This is a genomic window from Marinicella marina, assembly GCF_030065545.1.
Classification (GTDB): Bacteria; Pseudomonadota; Gammaproteobacteria; order Xanthomonadales; family Marinicellaceae; genus Marinicella; species Marinicella marina.
On sequence record NZ_JASJNC010000001.1, the window covers coordinates 95,546 to 120,004 of the forward strand.

Here is a 24,459-nt window from a genome sequence, read left to right on the forward strand (position 1 = left end):
AACTGACATGAGCCAACCCAGTCCGCACAATGCAAAAACCACGGTAACCGCAAAGAGCTTGGTTGAAACGCGGCCGCATGCCCGCCAATTTAATTTGACCAGCATAAAAAAAGCATCCTCTGCCATTTCGGGCTTACATGATTCACGTTTTCGTGGACGCGGTATGGATTACCAAGAATCCAGAATTTATCAAAACGGCGACGACATCAGAAACATGGATTGGCGCGTTACAGCAAGAACTGGCATAGCACACACCAAACTGTTTCAAGAAGAGAGAGAACGGCCCACTTACTTAGTGGTTGATGCCAATGACAGCATGCGTTTTGGTACTAAAAAACAATTCAAATCCGTATTGGCCAGTAAGGTTGCGGCTTTGTTAGGTTGGTCGTCGGTACAACAAGGTGATCGCATCGGCATCATGAGCTTTGGCAGTAATGGCTTACACATCGGCAAAGCCACCGCTGGTAAACGTGGCATGATGGGTGTCATATCTCATCTGATCAAAGCGTTTGACAGCGTTGGGAAAAACCAAGAACACCACCCACTGGACCAAGCGCTGAAACAACTGCGAACCATCATCAGACCCGGTTCTTTGGTGATCATAGTCAGTGATTTTCAAACTTTAGGTGATGAGTCAAAACGGCATTTATTGCAATTAAGAAAGCACAATGATGTGCTGGCGGTCAAAGTCAGTGACCCGTTTGAAAACCAATTACCATTGCCAGCCTTGTACGGGGTTCAAACCTCACAGCGTGCCAAAGTACTGAACACCCAGTTGGACCGCACCCAAAAAGCTATGCGTGAGCGCCAATCACGTCACATCCAAGCATTGAAAGATAACATCATCAAAGCGGGGGTACCTTTGATACCGATACAAACCAGTGACAATTGGGTCAGCACCTTAAAAAATGGTTTAACCAATCCTGCCCTGGCATTCAGCCACTGGCTGGGGGCTAATGGCTGATGCAAGCACCAGGACCAGAACTCAGCACACTGCCACTGCGCGACATCAAGCTGCCCACAGAACCGGGGTTTTGGCCATTGGCACCTGGCTGGTGGGCTGTAATTGTATTGGTGCTGGTGCTCTTATCACTGTTAACCATCATTTGGTACAGGTATCGACAAAAGAAAAAGCGCTGGTTGGCCATTGAGGCACAACTCTCAGCACTTGAGTTCAAACACCATGAAACTCAAGATGCACAACAGTTACTGACAGATATTTCGGCTTTCCTCAGGCGCTTCGTAAAGTACCAGTTAAGACAAAACACTGCTGTCACGTTATCCGGCCAAGCCTGGATTGATTACTTGAACGACTTGGCACAATCTGAATTATTCAGCCCGTTTGCTGACACTTTAAAGGCCGGTGCTTATCGCAATGATTGTGAATACGACAGCGAACAACTGTTACAGGTCACACGCCAGTTCATCAAACAACAAACCATGAAGCCCAAAATCAAGGAGCCAGAAGATGTATAACTTTGATTGGCCTTGGGTGTTCTTTTTACTGCCACTGCCTTGGTTGGTGCGGATGCTACCCAAAGTAAGCCAGGCCAGCATCACCACCATTGATGCACCTTTTTTAAATGATCTTTTTGGCAGCAAAAGCGGTGAATTTCAGCCACGCGCTTCCGTTTTTAATGTTTTGCCATGGCTGTTGTTACTGTTGGCTGTGAGCAAACCACAATGGATTGGCGAGGCGGTACCATTACCGGTAGAAGGCAGGGATTTGATGTTGGCCATCGATATTTCAGGCTCAATGGAACAAAAAGACATGCAAATCAACGGTCAAGCTGTCGACCGGTTAACAGCGGTGAAAAAAGTGGCCGGTGAATTCATTGAACGGCGAGTCGGTGATCGTTTGGGGCTGATACTATTCGGCGAAAATGCTTACCTACAAGTACCTTTGACTTTTGACCGTGAAACCGTCAAAACATTGTTGTTTGAGGCTGCCATAGGGCTGGCTGGGAAGTCCACAGCGATTGGTGATTCCATCGGTTTAGCGGTTAAAAAAGCCCGTGAAGCCGAACAGGGCAACCGCGTATTGATTGTGCTCACCGACGGCCAAAACACCGCAGGCGCCATTGAACCCCTGAAAGCCGCAGAACTGGCACGTGCTGAAGCACTGAAAATTTATACCATTGGTGTGGGTGCCGATGAATTGGTGGTCAACAGTTTTTTTGGTGGCCAAAGACGCATCAATCCATCCTCAGATCTAGATGAAGCCAGCTTGAAACGCATAGCGGCCATCACAGAGGGCGAATATTTTCGCGCCCGCGACACCAATGAATTAGAACAAATTTACGCCATCCTTGATGAGTTGGAGCCATTGGCAGAAGAGGAACAGTTCTATCGACCAACCAAAGAATTGTACATGTGGCCTTTATTCGCGGCGCTGTTGAGTTTGTTTTTAACCTTGTGGTTGAGGCGATTGTCATGATGAGCGAATTCATCTGGAGCCAATTTCACTTTCTCAGACCACAACTGCTTTGGTTGTTGATTCCTGCCGCCTTGGCACTGTATTTTTGGTTGAATGCCCGCAGCCAAAAAGACGGATGGCAACAAAGCTGTGACCCTGAACTGTTACAGGCCATGCAGATCAATTCTGCAGCCAAAGGTACGCGTTGGCGCTGGCTTTATTGGCCAATCACACTGATCTTAATTTTGGCTTTGGCTGGACCTGCTGCGAGACAAATTACTGTACCCATGGTGAAAAATCAATCGGCTTTGGTGGTGGCCTTGGATGTTTCGAAAAGCATGTTATCTGATGACTTGAAACCTTCTCGCTTACAACGGGCCAAGTTCAAAATACAGGATTTATTAGAAAAACGTCAGGACGGACAAACCGCCTTGGTGGTTTATTCAGGTGACGCTTTTGTGGTGACACCTTTAACTGACGACACCGCCACCATTGTTTCGCTGTTGGGGGTGCTTGAGCCCAGCATCATGCCAGCGTCAGGTACTAACACCATTGCTGCTTTGGATAAAGCCGATGAACTGCTGCAACAGGCAGGTGTCAGCCAAGGCCAAATTTTACTGGTTACCGATGGCATTGATATGTTCAAAACTCAAGATCGACTACAAGCCATCAGTGACTCAGGAACCACCATCCATGTGCTGGCGGTTGGCACTGCAGAGGGCGCGCCGATTCCAACCAACCAAGGTTTCCTTAAAGACCTGCGCGGACAAATTGTTATTCCTCAAGTAGACTACAACAGCTTGCAGCAAGCGGCGCGCATTGGACAAGGACGCTTCAGTGTTCTGGATAACACCATCAATGAAGACAACCTGTATGAAACCAATCCCAACCGCGATGACAATCAAAGCAAAGACAATGAGTCTGGCAGTGAGAACTTCATAGATGATGGTCCTTTATTGGCACTGTTGTTGATACCGATGCTGGCGCTGTTATATCGGCGCGGCATGTTGATGGTTGTTTGCGTGGGCTTCATGCTCAACAGCCAGCATAGCTACGCTTTGAGCTGGGATGATTTGTGGCTGAATAAAGACCAACAAGCTTATCGCCAATTAGAGACAGCACCTGAAAAAGCTTTTCAACAAGCCCAGAGCACGGCGCTAAAGGCAGCGGCTGCGTACAAAAAACAAGACTTTAAAACCGCCACATCGCTGTATCCTAAAACAGGAGACTCCTTGGCAGATTACTACAACCGGGGCAATGCGCTGGCCCAAGCTGGTGATTTGGCCGCTGCCTTGGACAGTTACAACCAGGCCCTCACTTTTGATCCTGAAGATGAGGACACACTGTACAACAAAAACATTGTTGAACAAGCTTTGCAGCAACAACAGGAACAAGAACAACAACAGCAAGAACAACAAGAGCAACAAAACCAAGAGTCTCAAGACAGCCAGGATAACCAACAACAAGAACAACAAAACCAAGAAAGCAGCGAACAAGAACAACAAGAACAGCAACAACAGGCGCAAAAAGACCAACAGGCAGAAGCCGATCAAGAACAAGAGCAACAAGCTGAAGAACAAGAACAACAGACCGAACAACAAGAGCAGGAACAACAAGAACAACAAGAACAACAAGAAAGCATCGAATTGACGCCAGAAGAGAAAGCACTTGATGCAGAAGAAAAACAAGCCATGGAGCAGTGGCTCAGAAGAATCAAAGATGACCCAGGCGGATTAATGCGTCGAAAATTTTTGTATCAATACCACCGCAGAAACCAAGATGGTGAAAGCTATGACAATCAAACCACAGAGGATTGGTAAGCCATGAGATTAACCCAACAATTTTTGCTGATACTGCTGTTGACTGCCTTCAATGGCCAATCACACGCTGAAGTAAAAGCCAGTGTAGATCGCCAAAGTATATTTTTGGGTGAGTCATTTACCCTAACCATCAGCTCAGATAAAAACACCAACAGCCAACCTGATTTCACCATTCTGGACGCTGTCTTTCACGTCGGCCAAACCGGTAAATCCTCGTCCACTAAAATCATCAATGGTGATGTTTCTACTGAAACCACTTGGCAGGTCTTGTTGGTGCCAAAATCACTTGGTTCCCACCTGATCCCGCCGCTTGAAGTTGACGGAGACCGTACCCAAGCGATAAAAATTGAAGTAAAGAAACCAGATCCAAACGCCCAAGCCAGCGGTGATATATTCATTGAGCTAGAAACCAACAAATCATCAGCCTTTGTCCAAGAAGAGGTCTTATTGACTGTGCGTTTACTTTATGCCATTAACCTCAAGAACGGTGCTTTGACCGAGCCCAGCGCCGACGGCGTGATCGTGCAACAGATCAATAAAGGCGCCAATTACACCACTCAGCGCGACGGCAGAACCTACCAAGTTTTGGAAAGAAAGTACGCAATATTTGCTGAAAACAGCGGTCCGTTGACACTGAATCCATTGGTGTTTGAAGGGGAAGTCACAGACAACAGCAGACAATCACTGAGCATGTTTTCTCGCGGTCGACCGATTCGCAAAGTATCACCAATGCTGGAATTAGAAATCAAACAGATACCACAGGCATTCGTCAACAAAAATTGGTTGCCCGCCAAACAAGTCAACTTACAACAAAGCTGGTCGCAAAATAAGCCTTATCAGGTAGGGGAACCAATCACCCGCACCATTAATTTATCCGCCAGCGGTTTGTCGGAAACACAATTACCTGACTTGCTCATTCCTGAAATAGCTGGAGCAAAAATTTACCAAGACAAAACCGACACCATGACGCGCACAGATGGTCAACAGTTGATTGCCTCTAAAGTCATTAAATATGCAGTCATTCCGACGCGCAAAGGTGCTTTGGAAATACCGGCTTTCAATTTGGAATGGTTTGACACCAACAAACAACAAGCTGCAACAGCAACCATACCTGCCACTGTTCTGAACATCGAACCAGCCGCTGCAGGCACCACCGAGGCCCCTCCGGCGATTAACTTTAACCCCCCTGAAACAACAACCATACCTACCACTGAACCGGTTGCTCTGAATAACAACAATGACGGCTCAACTGTGTTGTGGCGTTCTCTGGCAATTGGTTTTGCAGCCATGTGGTTACTGACCTTATGCTTGTTGTGGTTTAAAGCCAAAGGCAAAACCACTGTCCCAGTGACAACACCACCTGAACGCATCAACAGCGTCTCAATAAAAAACCTTAATCAGGCGACAACTGCCCATATCCAAACCACTTTGATAGATTGGTGGAACCAAGCACACCAGCAACAGGTCACCAATCTGGGTCAGATTAAGCAGCAGTTGGAAGCTGGGCAATCACGTGATGCCATCACTGCCTTACAACAAAACCTTTACAGTCAAAACACTGAACCTTTGAATATTGATTGGCAAAAAATGATAAAAGCAGGTCATTTCAAACCCGCTCAAGTCATTGCATCCAAAACCAGCGGATTACCCGAGTTATACAGCTGAAGCTGAGACAGCATTCAGTTTTTGCTGTGAAAGAGCATCTGCCCCTTGCGCTTGGCCCATTGCATCAAGGGCCATTCAATCAAGCGATAATGCAGTACACTGTAAATTGCAATGGTGGCAACAATAATGACCAGTGCCAGCAGGTGGTGCCATTCACTGGTTCGGCCCCAAGTGATCATGCCGATTTGAGTAAAAACAAACAAAATAGGTATATGCGACAAGTACAAACTATAGGAAGCATCACCCAATAGCTTACCCAGCTTGGGCATCACCAGTCTCCCGCGCTTTTCTGCTTCAACCAACAATGCAACTACAACAACTGCCACCAGACCGAATAACAACACCCTGACAGGTGCATAATACCCCATCGAAAGGTAATGACCCTCATCCAGTGCATCGTGTTGATACCATAGAGTAAAAACAAAAACCAATGCTGCCACAAGCAGCCCTGTTTTTAAGTATTTTACCCGATGGTTTTCAAAAAATATGGCTACGCCGACACCGGCTAAAAACTGCAAACAAAAAGGAGAAAAGAAAAAAGTGAATACTGACGATGTTGTGGGTAGGTTGGACAATGAATACACATCCATGACGAGGATGCCATAGGCTTGAACAAGAACAATCAATAAAGCAAAACCCATCAAAACACGTTTACAATCATTGACAGATAAAAATAAGCAAATAGTAAACAGCAAATAGAAATACAACTCAAAGCTGAGCGTCCACGCCACCTGCAATATCAAATGAGGAATCGTCAACTCTGTCAAAAAGAATGAACCCAACATATTCACAGAACTGAATTTATCAGCGGCAAAATATGCCACCAAAGCGGTGGTGATTAAATAATAAGGCCAATAACCCAAATAAATCCTTGCAGCTCGTTTGTAGGCAAATTCTGATGGGGTCTTTTTGCTTTGATTACCGTACGTAGAAATCCATATCACATAACCACTGATTACGAAAAAAACATCAACCCCAGCATACCCAAACTGCACCATAAACAAGTGCATTTTTTCCATCAGGTGATTGGTGTTAAAAAAATGCGGTGCAAGATGGTAGAAAACAACTGCCAGCGCTGCCGCACCACGCAGGAATTGAATGTTCTGCAATAACATGAGTCCGAGTGAGTTCCAAACAACAAAGCACTTACCTTACCCCAACCCATTATATTTTCAAGCCTTAATTGAATCATGACCAATGGCACTGATATCTATCATACATTATGATATCATTTTAATATCATTTGATTTTATGGAGTTTATTATGATTACAGAACAAAAAAGAAAAGCTTTGAACGGCATTCCTATGCTGTTGTTATTCATCGCTTTAATAATCGCTGACATTGCACTGTTGATATTTGCTGGACGCAATAAAATCACACCTTTGCTGATCACTTGCATTGCTGCCTTACCCGTACTACTTATCTTGCTCGCAGGATTTTTCATGGTCAATCCAAACGAATCGAAGGTTTTACAGCTTTTTGGACGCTATGTAGGCACAGTCGATGACTCTGGCTTGCGATGGGCCAACCCCTTTTTCGGTAAAAAAGCCGTGTCTTTACGGGTCAGAAACTTTGAGAGTGGTAAATTAAAAGTGAATGATTCGGCCGGTAACCCCATTGAAATTGCCACTGTGGTGGTTTGGAAAGTGGTCGACACTGCAGAGGCTATTTTTGAAGTGGATGATTATGAATCTTTTGTGCACATTCAAACTGAAGCGGCATTAAGAAATCTCGCCACTGCTTATCCTTATGAGTCACATAACGATGAAAAACTCACCTTACGCTCAGACCCACAAGAGATCGCTAACTTATTACAAAAAGAAGTTCAAGATCGATTGAACAAGGCTGGAGTTAAAGTTATTGAAGCCAGAATTTCACACTTGGCCTACGCTCAGGAAATTGCTGCATCCATGTTAAAAAGACAACAGGCACAAGCCATAGTGGCAGCCAGAACACAAATTGTTGCTGGCGCTGTAGGTATGGTTGAAATAGCACTGCAAGAATTGAGTAAAAAACAAATCATTGAACTGGACGATGAACGCAAAGCAGCCATGGTCAGTAACTTGATGGTGGTTTTATGCAGTGAAGAAAATGCCCAGCCGGTGGTTAATTCAGGCAGCTTATATTAGACATGTCTAAGAAGAAATCATTCCCTCTTCGCATCAACGAAGATATTTTGTCAGCAGTCCAACAATGGGCTGCTGATGATTTACGCAGTGTCAATGCTGAAATCGAGTACCTGCTAAGAGAAGCTCTGAGAAAATCTGGTCGACTAAAAAAACAACAAAAAAAATGAACTCAGTTATGCTCTGCCAATCTTACATTAAGGTAAAGCAATACAATAATTGAAGACCTAACAGCATTATTTTTAAGCTGGGTCATGTTAAGATTAATGCATGGAGCAAAACCTCAATCACGAAGTTTACGTGCAATTAAAACGCATCGCCAACAAGTTGATGCAAAGCGAACGCAATGGTCACACCCTATCACCCACAGATTTGGTGCATGAAGCCTTTTTAAAGGTCAAGCAGCCACAAAACACTTCTTTTACTGAGCAACAGTACACTTTTGTTTTGGCCCGTCAAATGCGACGCTTACTGGTTGATTATGGGCGCCATAAAGCATCCCTAAAACGAGGCGGTGACAAGAAAAAAGTCATGTACACCGACGCTTTAGGTATCAGCAATAACATCACTGACTTTGAAGTCATCAACGCCGCCATCGAAGACCTCAAACAAATGGATCAAAGGGCTGCCGATGCCATAGACCTGTTTTACTTCACCAACACCGAACGCAGTCAAGCTGCCCAAATGCTGGGAATATCGATTGCAACTCTAGAACGTGATTTGCGTTTTGCCAAAGCACACATCAGTTATTTTATTGAACAAAATGTACCATGAGTTCAAATAAGTCCCAGCCTCCTGCAATGGGTGCAAAAGCATTGTTTGATGCCTGCGTTGACCTACCAAAATCCGCGCAGCAGGCGTTGATTGCGGCGGCCAACGCCAGTGATGAAATTAAAGCCCATGTCACTGAGTTATTACAACATGCCAACAAAAACATTGACTTGACCCAAGCAGTGGTTGACTCGGTGCAAGTGAGCTTAGACATAAAACCCCTCAAAGCAGGCATGAAAATCGACGCCTTCCAATTAGTCAAAAAAATTGGCGAGGGTGGTCAAGGTGAAGTCTGGTTGGCTGAACGCAGCACCGGTGATTTCAACCAACAAGTGGCCATTAAATTTTTAAAACCGGTTCATGATGAACATGAGTTATCTCGTTTTAAGACCGAAAGAAAAACCTTGGCCACGCTCAAACATCCCAACATCGCCCAACTGATTGGTGGGGGCGAGCTAGAAAACAATAGGCCATATATGGTCATTGAATTGGTTGAAGGGCAGCCGCTGCTGCAATACGCCAAACACCATAACTTCTCCCTCAAAGCCTACCTTAAATGCTTTTTACAGATTTGCGAGGCCATCAGTTACGCCCACTCATTCTCCGTTATTCATCGAGACATCAAACCATCCAACATACTCATCACAGCCGATGGCACGGTTAAGTTACTTGATTTCGGCATCGCTAAATTCGTTGACGGTGAAGCAGTCAAAACAGCAACCTTGCCGATCATGACTTTGGCTTACTCAAGCCCAGAACAAGTCACCGGCGAACCAGTTTCTACCGCGACCGATGTTTATGCCTTAGGCTTGTTACTGTATGAAATGCTCACTGGTCGCAGGGCACAAGCCCACGACACTGAAGTGCCAGCGCAAATGATTGAAGAAATCACCAAAAACTCACCTTTGACACCCAGTTCAATGGCCACCCAATTGAACCTGGTCAGAAACTACACCATAAAAAACCTCAAGGGCGATTTGGATAACCTGATCATGATGGCTTTGCGCAAGGAGCCCAAAAGGCGTTATGCCACAGTCAAAGACATGGCCAATGACATCAAGAATTACCTCGATGGCAAACCTTTGGTTGCGGTGGGTGATGGCTGGTGGTACAAGACCAAAAAATTCATCACACGTAACCCAGCGTCAGCAGCACTGAGCACGGCATTGCTGATGTTTCTGATTGGCCTGCCGCTGGCTTTGTTGTACAACCAAAAACTGTTGACTGCTGAACGGGATAAAGCCTTAGCTGCACAACAACAAGCACAAGAGCAATCCATCGTGGCCAACAGAACCACTGACTTTTTGGTCAACATCCTTGAATCAGCTTCACCGTTGGGGCACAAAGGTGAGGACATTAAATTACAAGATGTGTTGGTGAGTGCAGAGCGTCAATTGGCCAACGGTTTAGATAACCAACCAAAAATCAAAGCTGAATTGTTAAGCAAATTGGCCGGCATTCACCACCACCTCGGCAACACACCCCAATCGGTCGAACATTACCAAGTGGTCCTCAGTATTTATGAATCGCTGGATGACCTGCCAGGCCAATTAAACGCCTTGGGTCAACTGGTCGTTATGTCAAACTTTGCGAACCAACAAGACCAAGCCGTTGCTTATCAACAACAAGCCGAAACAATCAAAGCCCAAGTCAAAGACATCAAAGCCCTGGCTTGGCATGAAGCCAAAATGGCTACCTTGGCCAATCAATTGAATCAAAGGACGGAAATTGAAAGTAATTTGCTGCGAGTGATGCAAGGCCTGGAACAGCACAACATCAACGATGCCGATTTATTAGGCAGAATTTACAACGAACTCAGTATCAGTGCAAAAGATCCGCAAACCGCACTTAAGTACAATTTAGCAGCACTGGATTATGCCCAACAATTACATGGCCAAATGCATCCACAATACCTCAACCGCCTGAAAAACTTGGCCAACCGATATAAACGCCTGGAGCTATATAAAGAAGCCGAGTTAACCTTACTTGACGCCATTGAGAAAGGCGAAAAGCTGTACAGCAAAGACCACCCTTTTTATGGTTCGGTTTTGGCAGAGCTTGGTGCGCTGTATCATGACAAAGGCCGTTTCAGTGAAGTTGAAAAAATTTACTTAAGTGCCATGGAAATCAGTCAACGCTTGACGGGTGAAGAAAGCCTGAATTATGTACTTGAAGTCAATAATTTGGGTTACCTGTATGAAGACATGGGCAGGTACGAAGCCGCCGAACCTATGTACAAAAAGAGCATCAAATTACGCGAAAAATACCATGCGCAAAGCCCCACCAGAATCGCCAGCAGCAAAAGTAATTTAGCCCGTTTGTTGGCCAAAATGGGACGCCATCAAGCCTCCGCTGCCCTATTAGAAGAAATTCAACCTATCGTTATCGAGCACAACCTATCACAAAGGCAAAACACCATCACCCAAATCGCCAATAAAATTGGCACGGATAAAAAACTGTGCCAACAAGCCTTGGCAGAAATCCGAGAAATCATACCGGATGTACAACAAATGTCAGACCGAAGTTGGCGTCGCATGCACAATGAACTGTGGCTGGGAGAATTGGCTTTTGGATGTGATGAATTCTCCTTAGCCAACCGTTTACTGGTATCTGCACTGACTCTTTCTCAAGCCATTTATTTTCCAGACTCAGATGGACAAAAAATGGTTTTAAATCGAGCTCAACCATTAATTAATCAAATAAATTAAATTAATTTGAGGGAAATCTACTTGTTTTACGCTTTATAGGGTAATGACAACAATGTCATTGTAGTGGTCATCTACCTCTACCACTTAAGTTTGGATCAAGCGGGGGAAGTTTGAATCCCAACAACGACTTAACCCACAACATTTTTTGTTGTGGGTTTTTTAGTTTATTAACTAAGCTAATTATCTGGTTCATACCCGGTATGTCGACAAGATTGAATTCATAAAGCATGCCAATGAAATCATTTTAATCTATAATAATTAGTAGTCAAAAAAAGAGACGGGGAAATGAAAAATCTAAAAATGAAAAAAACCTTGCTTTGCAGCGCTTTGCTGACAGCCATGGGTTCGGCCCAATCGGCCACCATCACAGTCAACGATGACTGTACCTTAATTGACGCCATCAACTCAGCCAACAACGACACTGCCGAAGGGTTATGTGGTGCTGGTTCAGGCGCTGATGTCATACAAATACAACAACCAAATTTAGTCATCAACATCACAGGCCCTTTGGTTCCTCCTGCTCCAGTCAAAGGCATCATAGGCGGTGGCGTTGAGGCTTTACCTTCGATTGAATCCGAGGTAACCATTGAAGGCAATGGCCTGACACTGAACGCTGATTATGCCAGCGACCCTGTGAGGGTTTTCACTGTGGGTTACGGTGCTGATTTGACCTTGCGCGATACCACTGTCACTGGTGCTGACTCAGCGCTGCCCTACGGTGGCAGTGGCTTATTCAGCAACGGTGGGCGTGTCACGCTGGAAAACACCACCTTTGATAATAACAGCGGCGGGGTATTTTTAGTCGGTGGCAGCGGACACGTGATTGATAACAGCGTCATCAGACACAACACCTTGGATGCAGCAGATTACGCTGCTGGCTTAACCATGCTTTTCACCACCGCACAAATATCCAGAACCAGCCTATTTGACAATGAAATCATTGATGCACCCTATATTTTAGGTGGTGGTGGCGGTGGCCCTGGTTTTGCTGGCGGCATCACCAGCATCCAATCTGAAGTGAGCATCACTGAGTCCACCATCAGTGGCAACCGCAGCCCGTTTGGTGGCGGCATCATCATTAAAGACCAGCCTTACATGCCAATATTCAGTCAGCGTTCGCTGCCTGGCCAACTGGGCGGGGGGCCGATGATTGAGAATGAAGTGACCATCACCAATTCAACCATCACCAACAACCAGTCCTATTATGCCAGTGGCATCCTAAATTTTAGTGAGTATGGCACGCTAACCATTGCCGGTACTATTGTCGCGGGCAATGATGAATCGATATTTAATTTCGCTGCCAATATCTACAACGCCAACCCAACTGCCCTGGTGTTGGATGGTAACAACATCATCGGTGATAATGGCAGCAGTGGAACAGTTGGTGTCGAATTAAGCGGAACCAACACCAGCTTCATCAATGACATAGATGACAATCTGTATCCGCTGACCCTATCAAAAGGCCAGCTGGTTCATCCGCTGAAAGTTAATTCAGCTGCAATTGACAGCAATGACCTTGCTTGTGCTGGTTCACTGACTGACCAAACTGGCAAAGCCAGGGGCCTTGATGGTGACGGTAATGGCAGTTTTGTCTGTGATATCGGTGCCTCGGAACACACCACCCCCATCGTAGCTGACGGCGCACCCTGTACGCTCAGTAACGCCATTCTCTCAGCCAACAATGATGCCAGTATAGGAGGCTGCCAACCTGGTAATTTCCACGACATCATCACTTTGCCAGAAAACAGCACCCAATCGGTATCAGCCACTGCTGATTATTTTGTCAATGGTTTCTTTAATTCACCCTTTGGCCTGCCCAGTATTGACACCGCGATTACACTAGAGGGCAACAACAGCAGCATACAAAGGGATCCTGCCAGCCTGGAAAACTTTGATTTGTTACTGATTGAAGACCAAGGTCAATTGAACTTGATTGATTCAACTGTCAGTGGCGCCAACGGACAACTGGCTGCTGTGGCTGCCATGTATGGTGGCAATGTGAATGTGGTATCTACCACCATCAGTGGTTCTGAAAGCATGGGACTTCTGGATATTATTTCTATCAATACATCGTTGGTTGATTCAGCCATTGAATACAATACCATTGGAATCAATTCCTACGTAACTGCAGCTGCAGGCATTTTCACTGTGCAGTCAAATGGGGTTCTTATTGAACAATCCAGCATCAACAATAACGCCAACGCCTATTTTGGCGGTATGCTTATCAATGGCAATTCTTTGACCAAAATAACCAACAGCACCATCTCTAACAACACCGGTAATAATGCTGGCGGCGTCGTTATAGCCGGTACCACAAACACTCAGTTGAAGGGCTTGACGGTGACAGGAAACCAAGGTGGTGGCATCACAGGTGGCATTTATGCCGCAGGCGCTGAATTGATTACACTCTCAAATTCGATCATTTCAGGCAACAGCATCACAGCACCAATACCTGTGCCTCAATCCCGGGTCAATCCAAACTCTGTTTTACATGCAGCAAACAATTTGGCATCCAGAGGAGGACCAGTCACACCACCAGAACTGGTCAGTTCGCCTGATACCATCACTTTAAATGGCACCAATATTCTCGGCCAGAATGGTGAAAGCGGCACCACTGGTGTGACCATAACACCCGGTGTGATTATACCCGCCGGCGCCACCGATACTGTGATTGAAACCACCTTAGGCAATAATGGCGGTAGCACCAAAAACCACTTGCCTGTGGCTGGTGGTGATGCGGTTGATACTGGCGGGGTATTTTGTGAACTGAGAACTGATCAGATAAATCGCATCAGACCCTGGGATGGTGACAACGATGGTAATGCAGCCTGTGATGTCGGTGCCATTGAACGGGGCTCCGTCACAGCAGCTGACCTGATATTCAAAGATGGTTTTGATGCTGAAATCATCATCAGAAGAGGGCTTAAACAATAACAGCAATCAGAAAACCCCTCATGTTAACAACTGGGGGGTTATTCGTTTTCAGAATCAACGGCTATGTCAGTCACCGTTTCACCATCACTGACAACCCTAAATATTAAGGGACGGCAACACACATAACAGTCTTCTACATATTCTTGCTGTTCCACTGAACAATCAATAACCGCTTCAAATGTTTCCCAACAACAGGGACATTGTACGTTTTGAGTAACCAATCCAGACATTTTTGCCTCAATATTAAACAGATTCAGCATGATAGAATAATTCTTGTAAATAATGCGTTGAACTGTAACTTTTACTCAACCAAGCCGTTTTCATAACAATGAAACCAATTTTTAAGGAGATGACCATGAAAAAAACCGCTATTATCGCAGCCATCAGTCTGGTGTCTTATGCCGCCATGGCAGGTAAAGACTTAAGTTTTGAACGCAGCTTGAATCTGAATACAGACCGCTTAAGTGGCCTAGAAATTGATGCTGGCGCCGGGTCTATTGAAGTGGTTGGCACTTCTGGCAATGAGATTCAAGTTTATGCCACCATCACTTCAGATGACTACAAGAACATGGATGACATGTTGGAAGGTTTTGATGACAAAATGTTGTTGAGCTTAAAACGTGACAGTGGTTATGGTTTATTAACGGCCAAACAAAAGAAAATGAGTGGCAACTGGGGCAGTAAAAACCTCGCCATTAACCTTCAAGTAGAAATACCCAGAGGTTTGGAGTTGGTGATTGATGATGGCTCCGGTTATATCAGTGTCGAAAATGTAGATGGCGCAGTGACCATTGATGATGGCTCTGGCTCGATTACTTTGAGGGATATTGGCAACACAGTTGAGATAGAGGATGGCTCTGGATCGATTCAAATAACGGATGTCAATGGTGATGTTGAATTGGATGATGGCTCTGGTTCAATTGACCTGAAAAACATTTATGGCAACGTCGCTGTAGAAGATGGTTCTGGCAGCATCAATGGCAAAAAGATCACCGGTGACTTCAAAGTAGATGACGGCTCTGGTGATGTGGTGGTAAAAGGACTGGAAGGCGAATTTATTTTGATTGATGATGGTTCAGGCTCAATTCGGGTCAATGGTCAACGCTGGGGTAAAAAGTAAGTTAAAGCCATCACAAAAAACAGGGCACCACCTAAGGTGCCCAGTTTCTGATCATCGCACTTCGATGTACCGAATCAAACCGCCGACCACCACAATCCGCTCTACCCCACTGAAAACATCAATTTCGCTGTTGTTTTTACATGCTTCGCAATCGAAATACAGTTCAGTGATGTGTTGATCAAGTTGTTCAATGCTTTTTATCTGCCACTGCAGGCTTTGGTATTGATCAAAAAAAGCCCTCATCATCAGCATGATGTTTTCAATACCGTAATACAGTCCGGTATTAACAGAACTGTAAGTGGCCTCTGGATGTATCAATTTTTCTATGGCGCTTAAATCCGCTTGGTTAGATAAATCAAAATACAATTGGGCGATTTCAGATGAAGTACTCATAGCAAATATTATAAACAGTTCAGCACAAAAAAGCCTGCTTTTAACAGCAGGCTTTCAGGTTGAAATAATAATCTTTTAATCAGCTGAAAATGGCTTTCAAAATAAAGAAAAACACAATCGACAAGCTGGCACCAGCTGGAATGGTTACCACCCAGGATGCGAAAATGTTCCTCACCACCTTCAAGTCAATGGCTGAGATACCACGCGCCATACCCACGCCCAAAACAGCTCCAACCAACGTTTGGGTGGTAGAAATGGGCATGCCAGTTCCGGAAGCCACCACAATGGTAGTCGAGGCTGCCAGTTCTGCTGCAAACCCTCTTGAAGGTGTTAAATGGGTGATTTTTTGACCGACCGTCCTGATTACGCGGACACCAAATGTGGCCAGACCAATCACAATACCAATACCACCTAACAACAGGATCCAGGTTTGAATACCTGATTTAGCCGCGACAATGCCGGTATGTGCGGTTGAAACCACTGCCGCCACAGGTCCCACGGCATTGGCCACGTCATTGGAACCGTGTGCGAAAGCCAGGCCCGATGCCGTGATGACCATCAACACCGCAAACACTCGCTCTACGGTATAGAAGTGAAAGTCTTTTTCTTTCTTTTTATCTGCTTTGATTTTAGACACAAAATAAGCGCCTATCAAAGCCACAATCACACCACTTAAAGCAGCATAAGAATAAGCTTGCATATCGGTAAGCTCTAAACCAACGTGTTTCAAACCTTTCTTAATGGTTACCAAAGTCAAAACAAATGCAGTTAAGAACATATAAAAGGGCACGTAACGTTTGGCTTTGGCCAGCGGATCTTTTTGTTTAAGTATCAAATGATGAACCGTTTGGAATATTAAGAACGCCAAGAAACCTGCAATCATCGGCGTAACCACCCAGCTCAAAACAATATCACCAACCTTACCCCACTTAATGGCTTCTGTTCCGATGCCCACCGCAGCAAAGCCAACCACTGCGCCCACAATCGAGTGGGTGGTCGAAACCGGCCAACCTTTACGAGAAGCCAACAACAACCAACAACCAGCCGCCAACAAGGACGCCAACATGCCGAAGATCAATAGTTCAGGGTTGCCCTCTACGGCAGAAGCATCAATAATGCCTTTGCGAATGGTCGAAGTCACCGCACCACCAGCCAATACGGCGCCTGCGAACTCAAAAATAGCTGCAATGATGATGGCTTGTTTGATAGTGATTGCCTTTGAGCCAACCGATGTGGCCATGGCATTGGCCACGTCATTGGCACCAATACCCCACGCCATAAAACCGCCAAATACAGCCGCTAAAATAATATACGTTAATTCATATTCCACAATTTGTCCCCTTACTTAGCCCACAACAATTCAAGCCTTCTACCAATGCGTTCTGCTTGATCCGCCACATCACCTAACATGTCTATTAATTTATATAAGAACATCACTTCAACCGGTGGTAAGCCCTTTTCCATTAAGTAAACTTGTTCTTGTAAGTCTGCTTGCATGTTGTCTGTTTCGGTTTCAATTCTGTCTAGCTTGGCAATCAGTTTCTCTACCACTTTAACTTCCGCCCCACGAAAACCGGTTTCATACAACTCATCTAACTCATTGACACTTTGCTTGGCTTTTTTAGCCGCGTCCACACAGCGGGACACAAAATCAGCAAACATATCAGCCAGCGGTGCGGGTATTTGCATTTTGCGCAGTCGAACCATGCCAGCAATTTGTTTACTGAGGTTAGCCACCTTGTCTTGCACCAAAACCAACTCGAGTAAATCTTGTCTCGGCACTGGCATAAACAAGCTCTTCGGCAAATTCGAGCGGATGTCATTTTTTAAATCATCGGCATCGTTTTCAAGCTGCCTGATGGCATTGGTGATTTCATCCACCTTAACCCAGTCATTTAAATTAGCTGCAACAAACAGCGAAGGCAACAATGCCGCTGCATCGTATGCCGTTTTGATGTGTTTTTGTAATGGTTCGACTGGCGAACGACCCAGCATGTCAGAAATAAAGTTACCCATGGTGCCTCCCTTGGTTTTAAGTGCGCCCATTATACCCCCCTCAATGATGTGGCGCATTGAGAAATGTCATCAAATCTTGACCAAACTGTCACAATTAATTCAAATCAGACTAACCAGTTCGGGAAAAAAGAACAACACCATCAACATCAACAGTTGCAACAATATAAACGGCATCACCCCGCGATAGAGATCGCGGCTTTTGACATCTGAAACACCACGTAAATAGAACAGTGCAAATCCAAAAGGCGGGGTCAGGAATGAAGTTTGTAGATTGATCGCAATCATGATGCCCAGCCAAACCGGGTCATAACCCATCATCAACAAAATTGGCCCGACTATAGGAATCACCACAAAGGTAATTTCAATGAAATCAAGTATAAAGCCCAGCAAAAACAACAACAACATCACCAACAACAGGGCCATGCCTGCACCACCGGGTAGGTTAGTCAAAAAATGTTGTACCGCTTCATCACCACCAAATCCTTTGAATACCAGCGAAAACAAAGCAGCACCGATTAAGATCATGAATACCATGGCAGTAACCTTGACCGTTTCTTTGAGGGCGTCACGCAACATCGCCACAGTTAATTGGCGGTTGATGGCAGCCAAAGCCAAAGCACCAACTGAGCCCACTGACGCAGCTTCAGTGGGGGTAGCAATACCACCAATAATAGAGCCCAAAACAGCCAATATTAGAATCAAAGGCGGCAACAAAGAACGCAGAATATCACTTAATTTTGGTTGCTTCTCAACTACCACTGCAGGCATCGCATCAGGCCTTCTGAGCCGCACCCAAAACAGGTACATGGCATACAACAACACCAATAAAAAGCCAGGAATCAAGGCCCCCATAAACAGGTCTTGAACAGAAACTGTCTTGGGATTGAAAATGTTTAAATCCAACTGTGCCTGTTGATAAGCGTTGGATAAAACATCACCCAATAACACCAACACGATTGACGGCGGTATGATTTGACCCAAGGTGCCAGAGGCACAAATCGTGCCTGCCGATACAGCAGGGTCATAACCATGCTTTTGCATCACGGGCATCGCCAACAGGCCTAAAGTAACTACCGTAGCTCCAACTATTCCAGTACTGGCAGCCAACAACATGCCGACTATCAACAAGGCAAAGCCCAGACCGCCTTTTTTACCACCTAATAAGGCCGCCATGTTCTGTAACAACGACTCAGCCAGCTTGGCTTTTTCTAAAACCACGCCCATAAAAACAAAAACCGGCACTGCCATCAGTGTGGCATTATTCAAAATACCGTTCAATCGATTCGGTAGAGCCGCCAAAAAGTCGGCATCAAACCAGCCAGTAATAAAGCCTATAAAAGCAAACCACAACGACACCCCACCCAAAGTGAAGGCCACCGGAAACCCAACCATTAAAGCGCCAGTTACTGCCATAAATAACAGTAAGGCCCACCAAGCTTCCATCAGTCAGTGCCTCCTGGCTGCTGATTGTTTGGTGGTTTTCTGAAACTGACAATAAACACATAACCCAACATCGATATCGGCATCAGCAGCAGGAGTGTTTTGAATACAAACACCAACGGCAAACCACCGGTTTCACCTGATCCTTCAAGTCTCAACCATGAATCAACCACGTATTGGTAGCAGGCATAAATCATGAACAGCATCATCGGCACCATCAAAAGCCAAGTACCAGCCAAGTTAACAAGGCGTTTTTTTGCTGCTGAAAAAGATTGATAAAACACATCCACCCGCACGTGGCGATCATGGTGCCAAGCATAAACCATACCCAACATCAACGCAGCAGCATGACAATAGATGGCCAACTCCTGAATAGGAATCCACACCACTGAAAACACATTCCTGGTAATGACCGTGAGAAAACTGAGCAACACCATGACCAGCGTCAACCAGCCAAGGAAACCACCATACCGCTCAAGCCACTGGGAATCAGCGGTCTTCATTCAGATTAATTGCATAATCACAGCAACCAAAGCGCCCAACAACAAGATGTGTGAGGCCAAAAATCCGGTGACAAACCCCAGTCCTCTGGATTTAGGGTCTTTGATGTAAGTGGTGTAATACAGTTGTCGACCAAGTAAGTAAACCACGCCCAAAACAGCCGCGCTGAGGGCATGGGCATAGGTCGCGAACAACAACAAAGCTGGGATAAAAATGATCAATTGTTCCAAGGTGTTTTGCTGCACCCGATAATACCGTTCAAAAACTTCATGCCCTGTGACAGCCGGTGCATTCACTTGGAACTTGCCGCGCGCTGAACCGACCATGAAACTGAAAAAAGAATATTGCAACAAAGCCAATACCAAAACCACGATCACATACAACATAAAATATACCCTTTGTCAGAAGTGATTTATTTTAACTGATAACAACCCCATGGATGCGGCCAATAATTGACCATTATTTATCTCAGATAAAAAATTTGGCTCAAAACCAACAAAAAATTGGCTTAATCAAAACAAAACAACACATATCACAATGATTCACTTCTCTTTGGATGATCCTGTGCTAAATTATTGACAGTTAAAAAGCGTGTGTGATTTTATGAAAAAATTGATTTTATTAGGTGCCTTGATGTGCTCTGCGCTGACTCATGCTGGCAGTCGGCAATTGGGTACGGGTGCTGTGATGCAAGTTGAAGGCGCCTCAGGCAGTGGTATTGTGCCGTGGGCCACCATTGCCGGATATGGTGAAAAAGGTGAAACCGATTTCACCGCAGCTTATACTTATCTTGATACCGATGATTACCGTTTTGATATGGTAGGTGCCGCAGTCGGCTGGCATAACCGCGTCGAGCTTTCCTTTGCCAAACAAGAGTTAGATTTGCTTACTTTGGGCCCAGCACTTGATTTACCTGGCGCTTCTCTGCGGCAGGATGTGATTGGACTTAAAGTGCGTTTGGCTGGGAATTTGGTGTACAGCAAGATGCCGCAGATAGCTTTTGGCATCCAACACAAAAAGAACCAATCTTTTCTGATTCCATCGGTTGCTGGTGCCAGAGATGACCAAAGCATGGATTATTATTTAAGTGCCACAAAACTTTTTCTGGGTAAACCAGCTGGCTTCAATGGCTTTGTCACCTTAACCTTGCGCTCAACAGAGGCCAATGAGATGGGATTGTTGGGATTTGGCGGTGACATCGGTGGCAGAGACATCAATGCCGAAGCCTCCATTGGTTTGTTTTTGAATAAAAGTTGGGCCATCGGCTTTGACTACCGACAAAAACGCTCCAACTTGAGCTTCGCCAGTGAAGACAGTTGGCGCGATGTTTTTGTGGTTTGGGTGCCCAACAGGCACATATCTGTGGTAGCTGCCTATGCTGATTTGGGCAAAATTGCGACTTTGCCAGAACAAAAAGGGCTTTACCTATCAATCAACGGGAGTTTTTGAGTATGAAAAATTTAATCTTTACCCTGGTTATCACCCTGAGTGTTTTCGCGACAACAAAAGCACAAGCAGAGGAATCACTGTACCAACAACTCGGTGGTGAACCCACTGTCGATGCCATCACCAAAAACCTGATTGACAGACTGCTTGTGAATCCCAAAATCAGCTTTTTATTTGAAGAAACTGACCGCGAAGACTTACACCTTAAAATTGTTGACCAAATTTGTATGGAGACCGGTGGGCCTTGTGAGTATGAGGGCTTAGACATGGTTGAAGCCCACAGTGGTATGGACATCAAATATTCAGAATTTGATGTATTTGTGGAAGATTTTATCCTCGCCATGGAAGATGCCAAAGTACCTTTCAGACTTCAAAACAAAGTGTTGGCTATTTTTGCTCCGATGCGTGAGGACGTCACTTACGAATAACCCTTTTGGCATGATTGGCTTTGAAGCCTGCTGAGACAAAAATCCCAGCAGGTTTTTTTAGTTGTTGAATTTTATCTGCTTTAACTCACTCAGTACAGCTTGTACAGTCTGTGGTCTGTCTTTCGGTTGTTTGGCCAAGCATTTCAAAATCAATTGCTCTAAGCTTTTTGGCGCATCCGCCCATTGGGTAGAGATGGGGAGCGGTGTTTCACTGACGTGTTTCATCATCAAATCCTCATCATCGCTGCCATAAAAGGGCCGCTGGCCGATGAACAACTCCATCAATAAAACCCCCAAAGCATAGATGTCGGTGCGTTCATCAGCGCCTTTGCCTAAGGCTTGTTCAGGCGCAATGTATGCCGCGGTGCCGCCGACCATGGCATTGGATTGTTTTTCACTGATGATGGAATCAATTGACGCAATACCAAAGTCCATCAGCTTAATCGATGAATCCAATTCAACGATGATGTTGGCAGGCTTTAAATCTTTGTGTACCACGCCAGCCTCATGCGCCGCTATCAATCCTGAACAGATATGAATCGCTGCGTGCTTGGCTGCAGCCGGGCGTAATTTTTTAGCGAACCGCAGTATTTGTTCCAAGGTATAACCTTGCACAAACTCCATGGAGATATAAACATTTTGTTTCAGCTGACCAAAGTCATGAATCCTTACCACATTGGGGTGTGAAATGCGGCGGGCTACTTTGATTTCATCTTTGAACTGAACGATGTCCGACTCACTGGCTTGCTGGGTTTTGAGCACCTTCAAAGCCACCACTTCTTCCAGCTCTTGGTCATAGGCTTGGAACACAGCACCCATGCCACCCACACCAATATTTTTTATCACTTCAAATCGCTGATTGATGACTTTTCCTGGTTCAATCAGGACTTTGGCTGGATTTTGCATGCGCTCAACTTCATGATGAGACTTCTTGCTCAATTCAACCAAATGTGATGCCAGCGCATCTCGCCCCCTCAGGTTTTGCACCAATTGATTGATGGACTCACTCAAGTCCGACATGTCTGCGCCGACATTTTTGGGGAATTTGGCGCTGTAATTGCCATAAGACACCTGACGGGTTGCTGCTGAAATTTTATTCAGTGATGACAGTGATTGGTTAACAAAAAAGCGAGCAATAATCAGTGCCAAAATCACAATGCCCAGACCGGCAGCCAACAACAGGTTTCTGGTTTTAATAAAAGGCGCCATGGCTTCATTGACCGATACGCCATTGAAAATAAAGTATTCGGTGTCGCCTAATTCACTCAGTTCACTCAAGCGTGTGGCCAAGTTCAACTCACTCAAACTGAGGTTTTGTTGTCGAGTCAAATCATTGGCATCAATGGCATTTAACCTTTCTATCAAGTTGGCATTTTTATCCAGATCAAGGGTGGTGGCTAATGTGGTGTATTGGCCAGACTGTTCGGCCACTACGGCCACCTCAGTGCCAGAAAGTCGGGCTATGTCGTTGGCCAGAACATCATCAACCGCTAACCCTGTTAACAAAAATCCAATCAAATTTCTGCCTCTGGATAATGGCACCACCGCAGCTTGGTAAAGCTGTTTGGAGTCAGTCCAATATCCACTCACCGGCAGCAGTTGATCAATGGCGTTTTCCATCAATGGATCTTCAGCCAAATTTTTAGGCGCCGCCATGGCCTGATCGGATCGGGCTATTTGCTGACCATCGGCAGAGACAATGATGGCCACTTCAAAGCCATACTGTTGTTTCCTTTCCAACAATAAGTCGGCAATCGAGGCGATATCAGCCCGTTCATTGTTTTCCAAGTCAAAAATGGTTTGAGCCACATAGGCCACGAAGGCAGGGTCAGAGGCCACCACCATTGAAACCAGCTCTAACTGGCGTAGTTTCTGCTGATTAAACTCTTGCTGAATCAACTGGCTGCTGCTTAGTTTTTTCTCTATGCCCTCATTGGCAATTTGGTTACCGAAATACAAGGTGATAAAAATAGAGACCGCCACCGTTAACAAAATCAAAAAGCCCGTAATGAGCATGAGTTTTGAACTTAATTTGATGCCTGATTGTTGTGCCATATGCTGATTAATCTCTGGTTGGGCGGTAAGATTTACCAAATTTGTTGGTGTGCTTGGGTACTTTGGGCCGCGTGATTGTTAATTCTTGTTGCAAGGCAGTTAAGTCCATGCCATCGTTTAAGTTAATTGTTTTGATGTTGCCTCTGGGGTGCCATATTTTCAATTCACCATCCAAACTGGGCAAGCCACCAAGGTCAAAGCGGCCGGATTCATCAACGCGAGTGAAGTATGGCGTGTCCAATACCAATATATCAGCTTGCATCGAATGATGAACGTTGCAGTGGACATAAATCACCCCCGGCTGGTCGAAGGTGACGTTTTTGGTGGTACCAGCTGAATACAAACCCAAATCAAACTCGCTTTCAGGGGTGACTGAAAAAACATTGTGTAAAATACGGTCCATGTTGGGAAAACTGACTTCACTGCCAACCGTAACAGCCAACACATTGGGTTCAAAACGCTTGTTTTGGGTACTGATGATTGCATCGGTGGGACTTAGATCAATGCCTTGTTTGTTATTGGGCTCGAAGTAAACGATGGTATTACTCACTTCGGCATTTTGTCGCCGCAATTCGGACTGATCCAATTTAACCTCGCCAGATAAATTCATACTTGTTAC

General features: G+C 45.3%; 23 protein-coding genes. 13 read left to right on the forward strand and 10 right to left on the reverse strand.

The window, feature by feature from the left end; all coding sequences use genetic code 11:
• The first annotated feature begins 7 nt into the window (after positions 1-7).
• Genes QNI24_RS00500 through QNI24_RS00520 form a run of 5 tightly spaced genes read left to right on the forward strand, consistent with a single transcriptional unit; the run spans position 8 to position 5,901 of the window.
• Positions 8-964 carry a DUF58 domain-containing protein gene (locus QNI24_RS00500; protein ID WP_267176780.1) on the forward strand — a complete coding sequence of 319 codons (957 nt, stop codon included), beginning with the start codon at positions 8-10 and terminating at the stop codon, positions 962-964.
• Positions 964-1,476, forward strand: a complete 513-nt coding sequence (locus QNI24_RS00505) for a DUF4381 domain-containing protein (RefSeq protein WP_267176779.1) — start codon at positions 964-966, stop codon at positions 1,474-1,476. Before QNI24_RS00500 ends, QNI24_RS00505 begins: the two co-directional genes overlap by 1 nt.
• Positions 1,469-2,437: a VWA domain-containing protein gene (locus QNI24_RS00510; RefSeq protein WP_267176778.1), complete on the forward strand. Its 969-nt coding sequence runs from the start codon at positions 1,469-1,471 to the stop codon at positions 2,435-2,437. The genes QNI24_RS00505 and QNI24_RS00510 overlap by 8 nt, the downstream gene beginning before the upstream one ends.
• Positions 2,437-4,236, forward strand: a complete 1,800-nt coding sequence (locus QNI24_RS00515) for a VWA domain-containing protein (protein ID WP_283708423.1) — start codon at positions 2,437-2,439, stop codon at positions 4,234-4,236. The genes QNI24_RS00510 and QNI24_RS00515 overlap by 1 nt, the downstream gene beginning before the upstream one ends.
• 3 nt (positions 4,237-4,239) lie before the next feature.
• Positions 4,240-5,901, forward strand: coding sequence for a BatD family protein (locus QNI24_RS00520; RefSeq protein ID WP_267176776.1), 1,662 nt, complete (start codon positions 4,240-4,242; stop codon positions 5,899-5,901).
• Between the two features lie 14 nt (positions 5,902-5,915).
• Here the strand turns inward: QNI24_RS00520 and QNI24_RS00525 are convergent, their stop codons facing one another.
• Positions 5,916-7,016 carry an acyltransferase family protein gene (locus tag QNI24_RS00525; protein ID WP_267176775.1) on the reverse strand — a complete coding sequence of 367 codons (1,101 nt, stop codon included), beginning with the start codon at positions 7,014-7,016 and terminating at the stop codon, positions 5,916-5,918.
• Between the two features lie 151 nt (positions 7,017-7,167).
• Between QNI24_RS00525 and QNI24_RS00530 the strand changes: the two genes are divergently transcribed.
• The 5 genes from QNI24_RS00530 to QNI24_RS00550 all read left to right on the forward strand — a co-directional run bounded on the left by QNI24_RS00530 (position 7,168) and on the right by QNI24_RS00550 (position 14,441).
• A complete protein-coding gene (locus QNI24_RS00530) occupies positions 7,168-8,031 on the forward strand; it encodes an SPFH domain-containing protein (RefSeq protein ID WP_458368007.1) in 864 nt (287 codons plus the stop codon).
• A 2-nt stretch (positions 8,032-8,033) separates the two neighbouring features.
• Entirely contained in the window at positions 8,034-8,198 is a 165-nt protein-coding gene (locus tag QNI24_RS00535; protein WP_267176773.1) for a type II toxin-antitoxin system antitoxin, read from the forward strand.
• 100 nt (positions 8,199-8,298) lie between these two features.
• Entirely contained in the window at positions 8,299-8,802 is a 504-nt protein-coding gene (locus QNI24_RS00540) for an ECF-type sigma factor (protein ID WP_267176772.1), read from the forward strand.
• On the forward strand, positions 8,799-11,507 hold the full coding sequence (locus QNI24_RS00545; protein ID WP_267176771.1) for a serine/threonine-protein kinase: 2,709 nt from the start codon (positions 8,799-8,801) through the stop codon (positions 11,505-11,507). The genes QNI24_RS00540 and QNI24_RS00545 overlap by 4 nt, the downstream gene beginning before the upstream one ends.
• Positions 11,508-11,792: 285 nt before the next feature.
• Positions 11,793-14,441: a right-handed parallel beta-helix repeat-containing protein gene (locus tag QNI24_RS00550; protein WP_267176770.1), complete on the forward strand. Its 2,649-nt coding sequence runs from the start codon at positions 11,793-11,795 to the stop codon at positions 14,439-14,441.
• Positions 14,442-14,479: 38 nt separating this feature from the next.
• Here QNI24_RS00550 and QNI24_RS00555 read toward each other — a convergent pair whose 3' ends face one another.
• Positions 14,480-14,701, reverse strand: a complete 222-nt coding sequence (locus QNI24_RS00555; RefSeq protein WP_347177847.1) for a CPXCG motif-containing cysteine-rich protein — start codon at positions 14,699-14,701, stop codon at positions 14,480-14,482.
• Between the two features lie 95 nt (positions 14,702-14,796).
• Between QNI24_RS00555 and QNI24_RS00560 the strand changes: the two genes are divergently transcribed.
• Positions 14,797-15,561, forward strand: coding sequence for a DUF4097 family beta strand repeat-containing protein (locus QNI24_RS00560; RefSeq protein ID WP_267176768.1), 765 nt, complete (start codon positions 14,797-14,799; stop codon positions 15,559-15,561).
• A gap of 51 nt (positions 15,562-15,612) precedes the next feature.
• Here the strand turns inward: QNI24_RS00560 and QNI24_RS00565 are convergent, their stop codons facing one another.
• The 6 genes from QNI24_RS00565 to QNI24_RS00590 form a co-directional block, all read right to left on the reverse strand.
• Complete coding sequence (locus QNI24_RS00565; protein ID WP_267176767.1) at positions 15,613-15,954, reverse strand: nuclear transport factor 2 family protein; 342 nt, start codon at positions 15,952-15,954, stop codon at positions 15,613-15,615.
• A 79-nt stretch (positions 15,955-16,033) separates the two neighbouring features.
• Complete coding sequence (locus QNI24_RS00570) at positions 16,034-17,284, reverse strand: inorganic phosphate transporter (RefSeq protein WP_430539198.1); 1,251 nt, start codon at positions 17,282-17,284, stop codon at positions 16,034-16,036.
• An 11-nt stretch (positions 17,285-17,295) separates the two neighbouring features.
• Positions 17,296-18,000 carry a TIGR00153 family protein gene (locus QNI24_RS00575; protein WP_267176766.1) on the reverse strand — a complete coding sequence of 235 codons (705 nt, stop codon included), beginning with the start codon at positions 17,998-18,000 and terminating at the stop codon, positions 17,296-17,298.
• Between the two features lie 69 nt (positions 18,001-18,069).
• The gene (locus QNI24_RS00580) at positions 18,070-19,413 is read right to left on the reverse strand and encodes a TRAP transporter large permease (RefSeq protein WP_267176765.1); all 1,344 of its coding nucleotides are present in this window, start codon (positions 19,411-19,413) and stop codon (positions 18,070-18,072) included.
• Entirely contained in the window at positions 19,413-19,913 is a 501-nt protein-coding gene (locus QNI24_RS00585) for a TRAP transporter small permease subunit (RefSeq protein WP_267176764.1), read from the reverse strand. Before QNI24_RS00585 ends, QNI24_RS00580 begins: the two co-directional genes overlap by 1 nt.
• Complete coding sequence (locus QNI24_RS00590) at positions 19,914-20,297, reverse strand: MAPEG family protein (protein ID WP_267176763.1); 384 nt, start codon at positions 20,295-20,297, stop codon at positions 19,914-19,916.
• Between the two features lie 217 nt (positions 20,298-20,514).
• On the opposite strand from QNI24_RS00590, the gene QNI24_RS00595 reads away from it, so the two are divergent.
• Positions 20,515-21,360, forward strand: a complete 846-nt coding sequence (locus QNI24_RS00595; RefSeq protein WP_267176762.1) for a DUF3034 family protein — start codon at positions 20,515-20,517, stop codon at positions 21,358-21,360.
• Positions 21,361-21,362: 2 nt separating this feature from the next.
• The gene (locus tag QNI24_RS00600; RefSeq protein WP_267176761.1) at positions 21,363-21,785 is read left to right on the forward strand and encodes a group I truncated hemoglobin; all 423 of its coding nucleotides are present in this window, start codon (positions 21,363-21,365) and stop codon (positions 21,783-21,785) included.
• Between the two features lie 57 nt (positions 21,786-21,842).
• Here the strand turns inward: QNI24_RS00600 and QNI24_RS00605 are convergent, their stop codons facing one another.
• Positions 21,843-23,840 (reverse strand): serine/threonine-protein kinase, encoded by a 1,998-nt coding sequence (locus QNI24_RS00605; protein WP_267176760.1) that lies wholly within the window; start codon positions 23,838-23,840, stop codon positions 21,843-21,845.
• 7 nt (positions 23,841-23,847) lie between these two features.
• A complete protein-coding gene (locus tag QNI24_RS00610; RefSeq protein WP_267176759.1) occupies positions 23,848-24,450 on the reverse strand; it encodes a cupredoxin domain-containing protein in 603 nt (200 codons plus the stop codon).
• Positions 24,451-24,459 lie beyond the last annotated feature (9 nt).